This is a genomic window from Ruegeria sp. AP11 (assembly GCF_056535865.1).
This window is the reverse complement of record NZ_JBQFJB010000001.1, coordinates 1,898,553-1,913,998: the sequence shown is the minus strand read 5'-3', so window position 1 is coordinate 1,913,998 and position 15,446 is coordinate 1,898,553. Positions and strand designations below refer to the sequence as shown.

Genomic DNA, 15,446 nt, shown 5'->3' with positions numbered 1-15,446 from the left:
AGCTAAGCGTTCCAAGCGTTCTCTGCGATCTCACGCAACGTCTCGAACACATCTGGTGTCCCCACGATCACGCGCCCGCCGTCTCGGATCATCGCATCGGCGTCCTGATCCTCGACAACGCCACCCGCTTCCGAGACCAGCAATTGCCCAGCCAGACAATCCCATGCATTCATGTGCTCCTCCACGTAACCCAAAAGGCGCCCGGCAGCGACGTAAGCCAATGAAAGCGCTCCGCTGGCGTTTCTGTGAAACATCGCCCCGTGCTCGATCAGATCCTCAATAACAGGTAAGACGTGACGGCTCTCAATCCGGTTCGAGTATCCCACAGCCACTGTTCCATCTTGCAACGGCACTCCTAACGCGACGCTTATCGGTGATCCGTTAAGTGTCGCAGTTTCTCCGCGAGTTGCGGCAAAAGTTTCATCCACGTTTGGATCGTGGATCACACCAATCTCCGTTTGGCCCTCAGTGACACCAGCCAGAACAATGGTCCACGCAGGAATACCGTTCACGAAATTCGTGGTCCCATCAATTGGATCAATAACCCAGTCAAAGCCACTCTCTCCCGCTACCGCGCCATGCTCTTCACCGTATACGCCATCTTTGGGCCACGCCTCCGCGATCCTTTGACGAATGAAAGTCTCGACGTTCTTGTCCGCCTCGCTCACCCAGTCCTGAGCGCCTTTTTGATCAACTATAAGATTGACCCGATCTGCAAAGAACTTTTTGGCAAGTCGCCCAGCCTCCTCGCAGACTTCAGTGGCAAAGTCTCTGCGTTCTGAAAGTCGAGACATAGGTGCTCCTTTTTCGGTTGGAGAGTTTCCCAACAACACTGTAGGCCAAGCGAAGACTAGGCAACCACATAGCCTTTTCGCTTGCTTCAGGTGCCAATATTGGCTCCACAAACATTGAGTTCCTAGTGTCTACGATATTCTCTGCGATCAATCTCCCGATCGATAGTTCTCTAATTTCTGTTTGCATTGGATGTAGAACCGACTTGCGGAAGCGCAGCTAAAATCTTGAAACAGCCACCCTTTGAATGTCGGCTTACTTGCCCGCGCTCTATTTGGTCTTTGCGCGCAACAAAGCTCGGCTCTCCATTGGAACCGCAGATCTGAAGTGTCCGCTTTGGGCTGTACTTCGGTCCTTTGGAGTGAAAATGCGGATGGTCGCAAAGTCCGCATCCTGTGTATTCGCTGACGTCGAGAATTTGCAATTACAGCGAAAGGCGGCAATGCGGGCTGCGCCCGCAGAATATTGGTGCCGTGTTGAATGTCCGCTAAGGGCCGACAGCGGAAATTTGCAAAGTCCGTTTTCTGCGCAAGGACGAAGCCGCTATCGCGGCAATGGCGCCTTTGGCCAGCGTTGAGCGCTGATCCGGCCGTTTTGGGATTTGGCGGACCTGTCTGACGATTGAGGTTTCTCAATTTGACGACAGGAGATTCCAATGAAGGAAAAGAAGACGACCCCGCTGCGTGAGCGGATGATCGAGGACATGCGCATTCGTGGCATGTCGCCGAAGACCCAGCAGGCTCATATCCGGGCGGTCAGGTATTTTGCCGAGTTCATCGGGCGGTCCCCTGACACAGCAACGCCGGACGAGCTGCGCGCGTATCAGCTTCACATGACCGACACCGGGGTCTCGACCGGCGTGTTCAATGCCAGGATCGTGTCTTTGCGGTTCTTCTTCGGCATGACCTGCGGTCGTGAGGAGATGAAGCGATACATGCAGTTCCGGCGCAAGCCGAAGAAGTTGCCCGTTGTTTTGAGTGTCGAAGAAGTGGGCGATCTGCTGGCGGCGGTTCCAGGGCCGGGGCTCAAATATCGTGCGGCTTTAGGCATCAGCTATGGTGCTGGGCTGAGGGCATCCGAGGTCTGCAATCTCAAGGTCTCGGACATCGACAGCGACCGGATGTTGATCCATGTGGATGAAGGTAAGAATGACAAGGACCGCAAGGCCATGTTGTCGCCTGCATTGCTTGATTTGCTCCGCGACTATTGGCGGGAAGCGCGGCCTGAGGGATGGTTGTTTCCGGGCAAACCCAAGATCATGGCTTTGTCACCGCGTCAGCTGAACCGTGCGTTCACGTCGGCCAAACACATGGCCGGTATCAACAAACCCGCTACGCTGCATACCCTGCGCCACAGCTTTGCAACGCACCTGCTCGAGGCCGGAACGGATGTTCGAGTGATCCAGGTGCTTTTGGGACATTCCAAGCTCAGCACGACGGCGCGCTATACGCATGTCGCGACCAAAACCATTCGCGGCACCGTCAGTCCCTATGAGATGTTGGAGAAACTGCAGGATCACACCGTCAGGCGAGGACTGGAGTAGCGGCGCGGGTGGATGCCGCGCCCACGGCTGGAGATCGCAGATATCTTTCGGAACTATGGGCCTGCGTATCGGCAGGCCAATGCCGGGCATGTCAGCTTCGGTCAACTGAAGGTGATGTCGGCGATTGAGGCTTGCCGAACCGAAGCGCTTGGCGGGCATGTGGCGGGATGCGCCAAATGCGGCCACCACCACATCGCCTATAACTCTTGTAAGAACCGGCATTGTCCGAAGTGCCAGGGCCCCGCCGCGCGAGACTGGATGGAGGCGCGTGCTGAAGACCTGCTGCCCGTCGAATACTTCCACGTCGTCTTCACGATGCCCGCCGAGATTGCACGCATCGCCTTTTGGAACCAGAAGGCGGTCTACGGCCTGCTGTTCCGCGCATCAGCGCAAACGGTGATGACCATCGCAGCCGATCCAAAGCGACTGGGGGCGAAGGTCGGCATGACCAGCGTTCTTCACACCTGGGGATCCGCGCTGACGCACCATCCGCACATCCACATGATCGTCCCAGGTGGCGGCTTGTCACCGGACGGCACCAAATGGGTGGCCTGCAAGCCCGGGTTCTTCCTGCATGTTCGGGTGCTGGCACTGCTGTTTAGACGCCTGTTCCTGAAAGGGCTGATGGAGTTGCATCGAGCGGGGGCCCTTGTGTTCTTCGGTGACCGCGCAGGACTGGCGGATGCTGCTGCCTTCACCAATTGGATTGCCCCGTTCCGCAGGTCCGAATGGATGGTCTACGCCAAACCGCCCTTGGGTGGCCCTGAAGCAGTTCTGGCCTATCTCAGCCGCTATACTCATCGGGTTGCAATCTCGAACCATCGACTGGTCAGTATGGATGCCGAGACCGTAGCTTTCCGCTGGAAGGATTACCGGATCAAATGTGGTGACCGCCAAAAGGTCATGCGCTTGGCTACACCCGAGTTCATCCGCCGCTTCCTGATCCACGTTCTGCCTGACGGGTTCCACCGCATCCGCCACTACGGCCTGCTGGCCAGTTCAGCGCGCAAGACGAACATCAAGAAGATCCGGACGTTGCTTGGTGTTCAACGCACCGACGAAATCACCGAGCCAGAGCAGGAGTCCGAGGTCACCCCGCTCACTTTGCGCGAGCCATGCCCCTGCTGCGGCGGTCCAATGCGCATCATCGAGATCTTCCGGCGTGGTCAGACACCGATGTCGCGTGCGCCACCACGGGAGCAGGCCGCATGATCCGATGCTTGACCACACACTTCGATATGCTCCGTTCGTCTTTGGCTGATCGGTCAAATCCACTTGCGGTCATCACTCAGAATGAATGCTGTGACTCACAGCACATGGGCTCAATCGGCAAAATGCCCGCGACCAAGGTGGCAGAAAATGACCGCAGCTGGCGCATCAAACACCGTCAGCTGCGCGTCTGTGGCAAAGTCAGCCTCATCCGTCTGCGCTCTTTCCCCATAGCATGATCCCAACCACCGCGGCTTCCTCCTTCCGAGGTTTGTCAACGCGGGCCGCCGAAAGCTCCTGACGGCAAAGTTGCACCTCGGCCCGCATCGAAAAACCTTCAGAAAGCCGACATTCGCTTGGTTATGAAAACGGTGTCACTTTCGCGCCACTGCGTGATGGTTCGGATCCCACATCACTGATCGTGAAGCGACGCAGAGTGAGGGTGATGCAGTAATTAGACTCCTGCAACTTTATTTATTGACTGAGCGTCGTTGCTCTGGCCCCTGGCAAATTCCCAGAGGCAAGATTTTCGAGAAAAAGATCTTGTACCACGCGGACCACAGTCTGTTGCGCTGTTGTTTTAGGCCGTTCGGAACTTGACGCAATAAAGAGCTGACGCGACACAACCGGATCATTGATCGGGCGGCACAGGACTTCACCGCTGCGAGTGAGGGGAAGTGCTGATAGCCGGGATATCAGCGTGGCCCCCAGACCAAGGCGCAACCCGGCAAGCAGCGAATTCAGCGACAGGCACTCATGCCGCACCTCAATCGGGCGATTTCGGAACAGGGCGACACGATCAATCATCCCACGCAGAATATGGTCGCGTCCGGGCAGCAGCAGCGGGAAGGACAGCGCGTCTTCAAATCTGATTGGGTCTTCTGTGTCGCCCACAAGCTCCGGCACGCCGACAAGGCAAATTTCTTCTTCCAAAACAGGTATACCGTCGATCCGCCGATCTTCGCCAGCGTTGAAACACACGGCGATATCAAGTTCACCGCTGGCGACAGCTTGCACCAGTGGCGGGCTAAGGCGTTCTTCGATACGTAACGAAATGCGCGGTGCAACCTTGGACAACCTGTCCATCAATGGCTCAACCAGCATTGGCGCGACGGTCAGGGTGGCGCCCAACCGGACAAGTCCGCCCGGCTCTTTGGCGTCGTCGCGCACATCAATGGTTGCCGCGTCCACGGCGGCAAGGATAGCGCGGGCATGGTCAAGAAATCTGGTGCCGCTTTCGGTTTTCTCAACGCCCTTTGAGCTACGCGAGAACAAGGCGACTCCAAGGCGGGCCTCCATCTGACTGATGTGATGACTGAGCGCGGATTGGGCGACTCCAAGCTGCAAAGCGGCTTTGGAAAAGCTGCCTGCTTCGGCGATTGTTACAAAGTAGCGCAGTTGACGAAGATCGTAATCCATAAAGCCTATCTTAAATGCAGATAGCTCCGATCCACACAATATATTTTTCAGATGGGTGAAAAAGTGCCAAGCTGGTGATGCAACAGACAATACTCGGCTCAAGGGGCGAAAAACCTTGTGCGCCGGGGCAATGGGAGGAAGCAAATGAAATTTAAATCCAAATTAGCGGGCCTTATGCTTGCCGCGGTCACAGCGTTCGCCGGGGCAGCCAGCGCGGAAGATTGGGCCCCGGATGGTCCCTTGATGTTCCAGATTGGTTTTGGGGCCGGTGGCTCGACCGATGCGATGGGCCGTGTCATCGCCAAAGTGATGGAAGAACAGACCGGTTGGAATGTCGTCGTCGAGAACAAACCCGGTGCCGGCGGCGTGGCGATGTTCACAGGCATCTCCAAATCCAAACCAAACGGGCAGGTGATCGGGATGGGCGTCAGCACGCCGATCCTTTTGCAACTGGTCACGCGCCCCGATCAGCTGCCGTTCAAGGCGGATGACTTTGACTATCTCAGCAGCGTTGCACGCGGCGAACTTGCGATCGTGGCAAAGACGGACGCTCCTTTTGACGATCTCGACAGCCTGGTCGACTATGCCAAAGCCAATGGCCCGGTAGCGGTCGCAATGAACGCCAGCCCGCACAAACTGGTGTTGGGTGCTGTCGGTCGAGAGACTGGTGCGGAGTTCCAATTCGTCTCGACCAAAGGCGGAGCCGAAAGCATGAAGCTTCTTTTGGGCGGGCAGGTACAGGTCTCGTTCGCTGGCGGTTCGCATGCCGCCTATCTTGAATCAGGTGATGTGAAAATGATCGCGGTCGCCAATGCCGAGCGCCACGACTATGCGCCCGATGTCATGACCGTCGCCGAACAATATGACGTCTACCTTGATCCTTACTTCTATATTGCAACCACCAAAGGCACCGACCCGGTCGTCCAGGACGCCTTGAGCAATGCTATCAGCAATGCGCTGGCATCCGATGAGGTGGTGGAAATCGTGCGCAATGCGGCCAAAACCAAGGTCCTTGACTACGATCCGGAAGCAACAAGAGCGATGATGATCGACGGTTTGCCGGTCATCGAAAAGCTTGTTGGTAAGTAATGAAACCGCGCTCTGCTTGCCCAAGTGAGCAGAGCGCCCTTGTTTTGCGGGCCAACATGACATTCCAAACAGACAGAATTGTGGGACTGATCGTTGCAACCCTTGGCTTGATGTTGTTGTTCGTGATTTTTCCAATTGCGATCGAAGACGTCGAGGGCGGGTCCATTCAGCCGGACACACTCCCCAATGCCGTTGCCGGGTTTCTGGTGATCTGCGGAGGTTTGTTGGCGCTCAAACCCGGCGAGTCGTCTGCGCGAGACCCTCAGGAATTGATGATGGTGCTGCTTTACATTGTCGTCATGGCGCTTGGGCTTTTTGCCATGTCCCGTTTCGGGTTTGTCATCGTTTCCCCGGTCCTGGCATTGGCAATCATGCTGCTCTTTGGCGAACGGCGCCCTTTTTGGCTGGCATTGGGCTGTGTCGGAATGCCAGCGATCATTTGGTTGCTGGTCGTACAAATTCTCGAGCGTCCGCTCCCCTGAGGTGACTTCATGGTAGACCTGGCCACAATTCTTGCCGGATTCAGTGATGCGTTCACATTTTGGAACCTGGCTTTCGTGATCTCCGGCGTCGCATTGGGCCAGCTCGTGGCCGCAATTCCCGGCATCGGCCCCGTTATGGCAATCGCGATTGCCATTCCCTTTACATTCGCGCTAGATCCACTTCCGGCGATTGCCTTTCTGGTTGGCGTGGCCAAAGGGGGCACGGTTGGTGGGGCCATTCCTGCGATTTTGATCAACACACCGGGAACACCAGATTCCGCAGCGACGGCGCTCGACGGGCACCCGCTTGCGCGCCAGGGCAAACCGCTCAAGGCCACGAAAATGGCGCTGTTTTCCTCGGTAACCGGGGACACGTTCAGCGACATCGTGCTGATCACCGTCTCCGCTCCACTGGCGGTCCTCGCCTTGAGAATGGGACCTGTCGAAGTGTTCGCGCTGATGGTGTTCGCATTTGCGGTCATATCCGGTCTGGTTGGAAAATCCCTGATCAAAGGGGCGATTGCGGCGGCGCTTGGGCTGCTTGTGTCCACGATCGGCGCAGACCCCGAAAACTATTCGCCGCGTCTTATTTTCGGGAATTTCGAGCTTTACGACGGACTGCCTCTCGCCTCCGTGGCCCTAGGCATGTTGGCCATATCCGAAATCCTGACCCGGCTTGCGCGGCACAAGGGCGACGTTGACGCGGCAATCAAGCTGTCGGGCGACGGAGATCCTGCGGACCAGCGGGTCAGCTGGGCCGAATACTGGGCGTGTCGCTACACATTGCTGCGGGGGGCCGTCGTCGGCACGCTCTTGGGTGCCACGCCCGGGATCGGCAGCACCGCAGCTGCGTTCATGTCCTATTCCTCGGCCAAGGCCGCCTCGAAGGACCCCGAAAGTTTTGGCAAAGGCAATATTCACGGCATCGCTGCCACGGAATCGGCGAACTCGGCGGTGGTCGGGTCCAACCTGATCCCGCTTCTGACCCTTGGGATTCCCGGCAGTGTGAGTGCGGCGCTGATCATCAGCGCCTTCATGATTCACGGTATTCAGCCCGGACCGCTGTTGTTTGAGACCCAGGGGCGTCTGATCTACGGGCTGTTCGGGGCCATGATCATGGCCAATTTCCTGAACCTGTGGATTGGGCAATTGGGACTAAGGCTGTGGGTCAAGGTCGTCTCTGCGCCGCAATCTTTCATCTATGTTTCAGCCATTCTGCTCTGCATTGTCGGCGTGTCCATCTCGGAAGGCGGTTTGTTCAGCGTGGTGGTCATGCTGATTTTCGCAGCCCTTGGTTACGTCATGACCCGATACGGGTTTTCCATCGTCATCTTCATCATCGCATTCTTTCTTGGCCCCCGTTTCGAGATTTCGCTGGCACAGAGCACCGCGCTTATGAGCGGAGATTGGAGCCGGATCGTGGAATATCCCATCGCCATTGTTCTTTTGGCGCTTTCGGGCTTGACGCTCTTTTACTTTCTTCGCCCTTCGCGCGCATCGTCCTCAAGGCGAGCGACCTGATGTGGTGCCACCGACACTGCAATCCAGCCCACAAAAACCGCATGCGATGCAAGGCGCGTGCCAATAACAATATGGAGTTCAAGACATGACAACTGCCGGAGCGCAATTGCGCGCACTCATTGACGCCCCTGAGATCACGATCTTGCCCGGCGTTCATGACACCCTAAGCGCCCTGGTCGCCCAAAGCTGCGGCGCGAAAGCCATCGCGGCGGGCGGATACGCGGCGACGGCGTCCCTGCTCGGGCGGCCAGACAGCTCGCAATTGTCGCTCACCGAGTTGGGCGACTACTATGCCCGAATTGCGGAGCGGGTGGAGATCCCGATGCTGGCCGATGGCGACACGGGCTTTGGCAATGTCACCAACGTGGGGCGCACTGTGAAAGTTTTGGAGCGCGCGGGCGTCGGAGGGTTCTTCATCGAAGATCAGGTGTTTCCCAAACGCTGCGGCCATATGGCAGGCAAGGCCATCGTTGGCGTCGAAGAGATGGCAGGCAAGCTGAAGGCCGCACTGGACGCGCGCCAGGGTGACACGATGATCATGGCGCGCACGGATGCCATCGCGACGGACGGGTTCCAGGAGGCAATGGACCGCATGGCACTCTACCGCGAGATCGGCGCGGACATTCTTTTTGTCGAGGCCCCGACCGATCTCGACCAGTTGCGCCGGATCCCCAAGGAGCTTGACGGCCCTTGCATGGTCAATCAGATTGATGGCGGCGCGACCCCGATTTTGTCCGCTGCCGAAGCGCAGGACTTGGGTTACGCAGCTTCTGCTATGCCCGTCACGGCCACCCATGCTGTCATGAAAGCGCTTCAGGGGTTCTATGGCGATCTGATGAAAAACGGTGATCTGCGCGACGCGATGCACCACGGTCTGGGCTTTGAGGCCTATACCGACCTCGTCGGGTTACCTCAGCAACGCGCAGCGGAACAAGCCTACCTGGATCAAGCACGCGCGTTCGCGGAAGGGATGAACAGGTGACCGAACCCACACCATTTGACGATGGCTCTCGTTCGCCACTTTCTGGGCTGCGCGTGCTGGACCTCACGCGGCTTGCTGCCGGGAATATGCTGACGCATATGCTCGCAGATTTCGGCGCGGATGTGATCAAGGTCGAGCGTCCGGGCGTAGGCGATGACCTGCGTCGGTTTGGCAAGCACGAGAGCTGGTGGAAGGAATACAGCCGTTCGAAACGGTCGCTGTCGCTGAACCCCCGCTCTGAAGAAGGGCAGGAGATCCTGCTGAAGCTGGTTGAGACAGCCGATGTCTTCGTCGAAAACTTCGTTCCCGGTACGCTGGAGAAATGGGGCATCGGGCCAGATGTGTTGATGTCAAGGAACCCTGATCTGGTGGTTGTTCGTGTCTCTGGCTGGGGGCAAACCGGCCCCTACGCGCTTAAGCCTGGGTTCGGCAGCCTGATTGAGGGCATGTCCGGTTTTGCCGCCATGACGGGCTTTGCGGATCGCGAGCCGTTGCTGCCGCCCCTGGCGCTTGCGGATATGATCGCGGGGCTGGCGGGGTATGGCGCGGTGCTGGCGGCGCTGCGGGCGCGCGATCAAGGTCTGGCGCGCGGACAGATTGTGGATCTGTCGCTTTTTGAACCGCTTTTCAGCGTGATCGGTCCTACCGCGACTGCTTACGCCATCGACAGCTCTGTCCCGAAGCGCAGCGGCAATTGGGGTGATGTGGCCGCGCCGCGCAGCGTCTACGAATGCGCGGATGGCGGCTATGTCGCGATGTCGGCCACGATGCAGTCGATGTGGGAGAAGCTGGCTGAGGCGATTGGGCAACCCGAATTGGTCGAAGACCCGCGGTTCCTGACCAACCCAGATAGGGTGCAGAATCGCGCTGAGCTTGAGGCCATTGTGAGCGCGTTCTTTACACGGCGGACAGCGGCAGAGAACCTCGCCTATTTCGAGGAACGCGGGATCACCGTTGGGCCTATCTGCGACATCTCTGATCTGATAGCGCACCCCTACACCCTAGGGCGCGGGGTGATCAAAACCTACGCCGACCCGGACCATGGGACTTTGCCAATGCACGCGCCCTTTCCCCGGCTTTCCGAGACACCCGCGACAGTTCGGGCGCCCGCACCCGAGCAGGGGCAGCACAGCGACGAAGTGCTGGCCGAGATTGGTCTTAGCGCGGATCAAATCACCGCACTAAGAGATAAAGGGATCGTCTGATGTGGCGCTCACTTCTCTTTGTACCGGTTCTGAACGACCGATTGGTCGAAGGCGCGGCAAGGCGCGGCGCGGATGCGGTTGTTCTTGATCTGGAGGCTGCGGTCCCGCAGGAGCGGAAAGAGGAAGCGCGCGCTGGTCTGGCTGGAATTGTTGCCGGTCTGAAATCAGACCGGCTGGACGTTGCCGTCCGGGTGAACCCGCTCTCGGCGGAAGGCGTCGAAGACATAGCTGCGGCCTTCGAGGCGGGCGCTGATCTGATCGTGCTGCCTCAAGCGACAACCGCCTCGGCCCGAAAAGCTGCTGATCTGGCGGGCGGCGCACCGGTTATTCCCCTGATCGAGTCTCCGCGCGGCGTGATTGATGCGCTTGCCATTGCAGAAGCGGCACCAAGCGTTGTCGGTTTGGGCCTTGGCGTTGAAGACTACGCAACCGAGATGGGTGCCCCACCCACGCCCGAACTCCTGATCCCGGCGGCATTCCAGGTGATTCAGGCTGCCCGCGCCGCGGGGTGTGCGCCCCTGATAGTTCCTGACACGATTGCAGATTACGCGGACCTGGCACGGTTTGAGGCGGCTGCACTTAGAGCGCGCGCAATGGGGGCTTCGGGCGGTTTCGCGATCCACCCGGGGCAAATCGAGGTTTTGAACAGAGTCTTCGTACCAAGCGATGACGCGTTTCGCGCAGCGCAGGAGATTGTCGCGCTGGCAGATCAGGCCAGTGAAGGCGGCGATGCCATCGCAGCCCGAAACGGCCAGATGATTGACGCGCCAATCGTGGCCCGCGCCCGCGCCATTCTTGCCCTCCGACAACGCTTTGCAGATCAGTCTCAGCCGTCGCGAAAAAGACCGGATACGGTCGGAAGAAACTCCGCTTGAAGGATCGAAATCATGGGCCAACGATTTTTTTCGACCAAGGATCGGCCATTTCATCTTGGCCCCTATCCGCTGGAGCGGCTGAAGCGGGTCGCGCAGGCGCCCGACCTGTCGCGGGTTCCGGCCATGCAAACGCTTGATTTCCGCCAGCTCGATACGCCGCATTCGCTGGTGAATGCGATGGGCGAGTATCAGGCGATGATGGATGTGATCCGCGACGGTCTCGTGAATCCGGAACTAGCGGCGGCGCCAACCGAGCCGGAGGAGCGTAGCAGGCACCTGAAATCATTCGGGTATTTTCAGGACGCCTCCATGATGGGCATCTGTAAAGTACCTGACGGGGCGCTGCTTGAGACGCCGACGCGCAACCCCGATATCGACCGGTTGGCGCATGACATTCGCACCAAGCAGACCAAGACCCTCGCCTCTGGAATCGATGAGATCATGGCGTCGTTGAGGGAATCCATCGACACACCCCAGACCTCGATCGAGGGTCAGACCCACGCGATTGTCATTCTCTTTGAGCAGAACCGTCCGGCACGGCCTGATGAGCCCGGAGCAGAGTGGATACTTGGGGCAGAAGCCCACCGTGCGGCGTTGCGCGCGACGGAAGCCGCGGTGATCCTGTCCAGTTACCTGCACCTGTTGGGCTATCGCGCCCGCGCCCATTCAGCGACAAGTTCGGATGTCGACCTGAACAAGCTCGCGGTGGCTGCAGGGGTTTGCTCCGTCGAGGATGGCCGGTTGTTGGCGCCTTATCTGGGTGAGAGATTCGGTCTGACCGTCGTTACCACGGATATGGAGCTGGCACCGGACCAGCCACTTGCGCCGGGTTCGGAACAGCCTTGGTTCAAGACCAAGGGTCCTGCGTGGTGGCTCGGCACGGGATCTTCGAAGAGCGCGCTCAATCGTGATCCCTATGCACGTCGCGACTATGTGAACGGCGCATATCCATTCGAGACGGTTAAGCGCGTCGACAAACCGACAACATACATTGATGAAGAGCGGGTTGCGCGCGTGCCCAAACGCGCGGACATGTTCGCGCGCTCCCAGTTCGGCGACCTCGGACCAAAAGTGCAGGCATCAGCCGCTGGCGGCTGGTTTGCCAAAAAATGCGCCCCGTCCTTCGCCCAACGTCGCATGTTGAGCGCTTTCGTCTTGCTTCAGGACGGCGAGCCGGCAAAAGTGGCGGAGAAACCGACCGAGGCAGAGCGTAATGCCGCCAATGTGAAGGCGGCGGGGTATTTTCTGGGTGTCGATGCTGTCGGCATTTCCCGTTGCCCGGACTGGGTCTGGTACAGCCACGACGCCACAGGCGCCGAACTGATCCCGCGCCATGATCAGGCGATTTCGATGATCATCGATCAGGGGTTCGAGACGATGGAGGGGGCCTCTGGTGACGACTGGATTGCCGTGGCACAATCGATGCGCGCCTATCTGAGGTTCTCACTTCTGGGTGGTGTGATTGCCAAGCAGATCCGCAATATGGGTTACTCGGCCAAGGCACATACCTCGCGCGATGGCGAAGTGCTGCAGCCGCCCTTACTGCTGCTGTCCGGGTTAGGCGAGGTTAGCCGCATTGGCGAGGTGATTTTGAACCCGCTGCTCGGGCCGCGGCTGAAATCCGGTGTGGTGACCACAGACATGCCGCTGGCGCATGATGAGCCCATTGATTTCGGCCTGCAGAAATTCTGCGAAAGCTGCAACAAATGCGCGCGCGAATGTCCTTCGGGCGCAATCTCGGCCGGGCCGAAGCTGATGTTCAACGGCTATGAGATCTGGAAGTCGGATAGCCAGAAATGCACCACTTACCGCGTCACCACAGAGGGCGGGGCAATGTGCGGACGTTGCATGAAGACCTGCCCATGGAACCTTGAGGGACTTTTTGCCGAAAAACCCTTCCGCTGGCTCGCCTCGAATGTGCCCGCCGCCGCGCCGGTGCTGGCGAAGCTTGACGATAAGCTGGGACATGGCGGTCTGAACGACGTCAAGAAATGGTGGTGGGATTTGGAGCTGAAAGACGACGGCGGCTACAAGGAACCAGCCGAGCCGGTGAACCGTCGCGAACTGCAGCTTGATCTCGACCTGAAATATGAAGACCAGACACTGGCAGTTTACCCGGCGAACCTCGCGCCATGGCCCTGGCCATACCCGTTTCCAATGGATCGGGAAGCCGGCATCAATGCCTACGAGAAGATGATTACGGCCTTGGAATACAAGGCGCGACTGGCGCGCGGTCAGACAGACGGCTTGGCGCATGAGCGCCCAGATTTCGGCGACGCCCCGGTAATCATGGCGCGCGTTTCCAAGGTCGACAAAATGAGCGTGGGCGTCACCAAGTACGAGTTCTCCACCTGGGACGGCGCACCCCTGCCAGACTGGACTGCTGGCGCGCATCTCGATGTGGTGGTGACGCCCGGATTCCTGCGGCAATACTCAATGTCCGGTAATCCGGCCGATACATCCAAATATCAGATCGGTGTCCTTCGTGAGGATGAAGGCAGGGGCGGCTCGAAGATGTTGCACCGGATCTTCACCGAAGGTCGTCGGGTCTTTATCTCCAAACCCATCAACCATTTCGAGCTGGACGAGGGCGCCACCAGGACCTTACTGATGGGCGGCGGCATCGGCATCACCCCGATGATCGCTTTTGCGCATCGATTGCACGCCCTTGCCGCGGAATTCGAACTGCACTACTCGGCCAGCCGCAAGGCAGATGCCGGGTTCCTCGATGACTTAGCGGAAATGCCCTGGGCTGACCGGGTACGCTACCACTTCTCCGATCAGGGAACCCGTGCTGATCTGGACGAGGTCCTGTCTGGCTACCAGTCTGGCTGGCATGTCTATACCTGCGGACCTGATCGGTTCATGGACGGGGTGATGCAGGCGGCAGAGCGGCAGGGCTTCCCCGAAGAGGCGCGACATCTAGAGTATTTCTCGGTTCCCGAACAACCCGACTACGTAAATCAAGCGTTCACTGTCAAACTTGCGGGATCGGGCAAAGAATTGCTGGTTCCGGAGGATAAATCCATCTCGGATGTGCTGCAGGAAAACGGCATACCCGTCGACGTGAAATGTTCCGACGGTATCTGTGGCGTCTGCAAATGCGGCATCCTTGCAGGTGAGGTCGAACACCGTGACTTTGTACTGTCAAAGAAGCAGCGCGAGACCGGGATCATCACCTGCCAATCCCGCGCCGCGGAAGGATGCCAGGAGATTACGCTGGATCTGTGAGGAAACTGTTCGCAGTGTGCCATGACAATTATTTGCCGGAATAGATCAATGCTCAAGACCAAATTTATAACGCTCGGAACCGCGGGCGGGCCGACCCCGAAACCGAACCGCATGCCCCCTGCACATGCAATTTCCTACGATGGCGGCACAATTCTTGTGGATTGCGGTGAAGGCGCCTTTCAACAGCTGGCGCGCGCGGGCTTTGACCTCAGAAAGGTGCGTGAACTTTTCATCACGCATCATCATTTTGACCATATCGGCAGCCTCTTCGCCGGTCTTGGTCTCAACATGATGATGCACCGGGATCAGCCATTAAATATCTATGGACCACCGGGAACACGCGAAATTCTAAGCCACCTGATCGCCGCCTGCGATATTCCTCAGGCGATTGGCTTTGGTGTGCCGGGCCAGACTTTGCCACACCCGCGTGACTTTGTTGCCAGCCGTGACATACGGCCGGGCGATGTCGTCGACATAGGCGCAATCCGCATCTCCTGCTGCGAGAACACGCATTACCGCCCCGAGGATCAATTTGGTCAGGAGGGACCTATATCGCTGTCCTACAGGTTTGACGCGCCCGACAGGTCAATGGTGTTCACGGGCGATACCGGACCCTGCCGGGCGCTCGAAGATATGGCCAGGGGAGCCGACCTTTTGGTGGGTGAACTGATCGACGCCGATAGTATCGTTAATCGCCTGCGTTCCAAAGACCCGGACATGTCGGATCAGTCGTTGGAAATGATGCGCCAGCATTTCACCGAACATCACCTCACGCCCGAGGATCTGGGCGAACTCGCGTCACGCGCGGGCGCCAAGCAATTGGTGGCAACTCACATTCCGTTTCTGGCGAAAAGTGCCAGTGAAGATGCCAAATATGTCACCAGAATTTCGGCCAAATTTTCTGGCAGCGTCGAGATCTCGGAAGATCTGGCCGAATATTGATAAAACGGCTCTTTGGATTTTGGTAACATGGCCGATCTAGTGCCAATCAGTGGATCATTCGCACTTGGAGGCTGTCTCGAAATCGCGCCGGCTTGTCAGACCCGGTTGTTTCAGAGCGGCTCTGTAACGAGTGGCGGCTTGGTCCGCTCCGTACAC

Annotated in this window: 12 protein-coding genes; 10 read left to right on the top strand and 2 right to left on the bottom strand. The window is 58.4% G+C overall.

Going from position 1 to position 15,446, the window contains the following annotated elements:
* Positions 1 to 2 precede the first annotated feature (2 nt).
* Entirely contained in the window at positions 3 to 794 is a 792-nt protein-coding gene (locus tag ACR3E4_RS09725) for an inositol monophosphatase family protein (RefSeq protein WP_480536587.1), read from the bottom strand.
* 653 nt (positions 795 to 1,447) lie between these two features.
* Here ACR3E4_RS09725 and ACR3E4_RS09720 point away from each other — a divergent pair.
* The gene (locus ACR3E4_RS09720) at positions 1,448 to 2,335 is read left to right on the top strand and encodes a tyrosine-type recombinase/integrase (protein ID WP_480536669.1); all 888 of its coding nucleotides are present in this window, start codon (positions 1,448 to 1,450) and stop codon (positions 2,333 to 2,335) included.
* Positions 2,336 to 2,347: 12 nt separating this feature from the next.
* Positions 2,348 to 3,547, top strand: a complete 1,200-nt coding sequence (locus ACR3E4_RS09715; protein ID WP_480567077.1) for an IS91 family transposase — start codon at positions 2,348 to 2,350, stop codon at positions 3,545 to 3,547.
* Positions 3,548 to 4,018: 471 nt separating this feature from the next.
* On the opposite strand, the gene ACR3E4_RS09710 is transcribed toward ACR3E4_RS09715, so the two are convergent.
* Entirely contained in the window at positions 4,019 to 5,065 is a 1,047-nt protein-coding gene (locus ACR3E4_RS09710; RefSeq protein WP_480536248.1) for a LysR family transcriptional regulator, read from the bottom strand.
* Between the two features lie 42 nt (positions 5,066 to 5,107).
* Here ACR3E4_RS09710 and ACR3E4_RS09705 point away from each other — a divergent pair, with 42 nt between their 5' ends.
* From ACR3E4_RS09705 to ACR3E4_RS09670, 8 genes are all read left to right on the top strand, one after another.
* Positions 5,108 to 6,052: a tripartite tricarboxylate transporter substrate binding protein gene (locus ACR3E4_RS09705; RefSeq protein WP_480536247.1), complete on the top strand. Its 945-nt coding sequence runs from the start codon at positions 5,108 to 5,110 to the stop codon at positions 6,050 to 6,052.
* A complete protein-coding gene (locus tag ACR3E4_RS09700; protein ID WP_480536246.1) occupies positions 6,052 to 6,534 on the top strand; it encodes a tripartite tricarboxylate transporter TctB family protein in 483 nt (160 codons plus the stop codon). Before ACR3E4_RS09705 ends, ACR3E4_RS09700 begins: the two co-directional genes overlap by 1 nt.
* 9 nt (positions 6,535 to 6,543) lie before the next feature.
* Positions 6,544 to 8,055 carry a tripartite tricarboxylate transporter permease gene (locus ACR3E4_RS09695; RefSeq protein WP_480536244.1) on the top strand — a complete coding sequence of 504 codons (1,512 nt, stop codon included), beginning with the start codon at positions 6,544 to 6,546 and terminating at the stop codon, positions 8,053 to 8,055.
* Between the two features lie 85 nt (positions 8,056 to 8,140).
* On the top strand, positions 8,141 to 9,037 hold the full coding sequence (locus ACR3E4_RS09690; RefSeq protein WP_480536242.1) for an isocitrate lyase/PEP mutase family protein: 897 nt from the start codon (positions 8,141 to 8,143) through the stop codon (positions 9,035 to 9,037).
* Positions 9,034 to 10,242, top strand: a complete 1,209-nt coding sequence (locus ACR3E4_RS09685; RefSeq protein WP_480536240.1) for a CaiB/BaiF CoA transferase family protein — start codon at positions 9,034 to 9,036, stop codon at positions 10,240 to 10,242. Before ACR3E4_RS09690 ends, ACR3E4_RS09685 begins: the two co-directional genes overlap by 4 nt.
* Complete coding sequence (locus ACR3E4_RS09680; RefSeq protein ID WP_480536239.1) at positions 10,242 to 11,117, top strand: HpcH/HpaI aldolase/citrate lyase family protein; 876 nt, start codon at positions 10,242 to 10,244, stop codon at positions 11,115 to 11,117. Before ACR3E4_RS09685 ends, ACR3E4_RS09680 begins: the two co-directional genes overlap by 1 nt.
* A gap of 12 nt (positions 11,118 to 11,129) precedes the next feature.
* Positions 11,130 to 14,348 (top strand): reductive dehalogenase, encoded by a 3,219-nt coding sequence (locus ACR3E4_RS09675; RefSeq protein WP_480536237.1) that lies wholly within the window; start codon positions 11,130 to 11,132, stop codon positions 14,346 to 14,348.
* Between the two features lie 48 nt (positions 14,349 to 14,396).
* Positions 14,397 to 15,290, top strand: a complete 894-nt coding sequence (locus ACR3E4_RS09670) for an MBL fold metallo-hydrolase (RefSeq protein WP_480536236.1) — start codon at positions 14,397 to 14,399, stop codon at positions 15,288 to 15,290.
* Positions 15,291 to 15,446 lie beyond the last annotated feature (156 nt).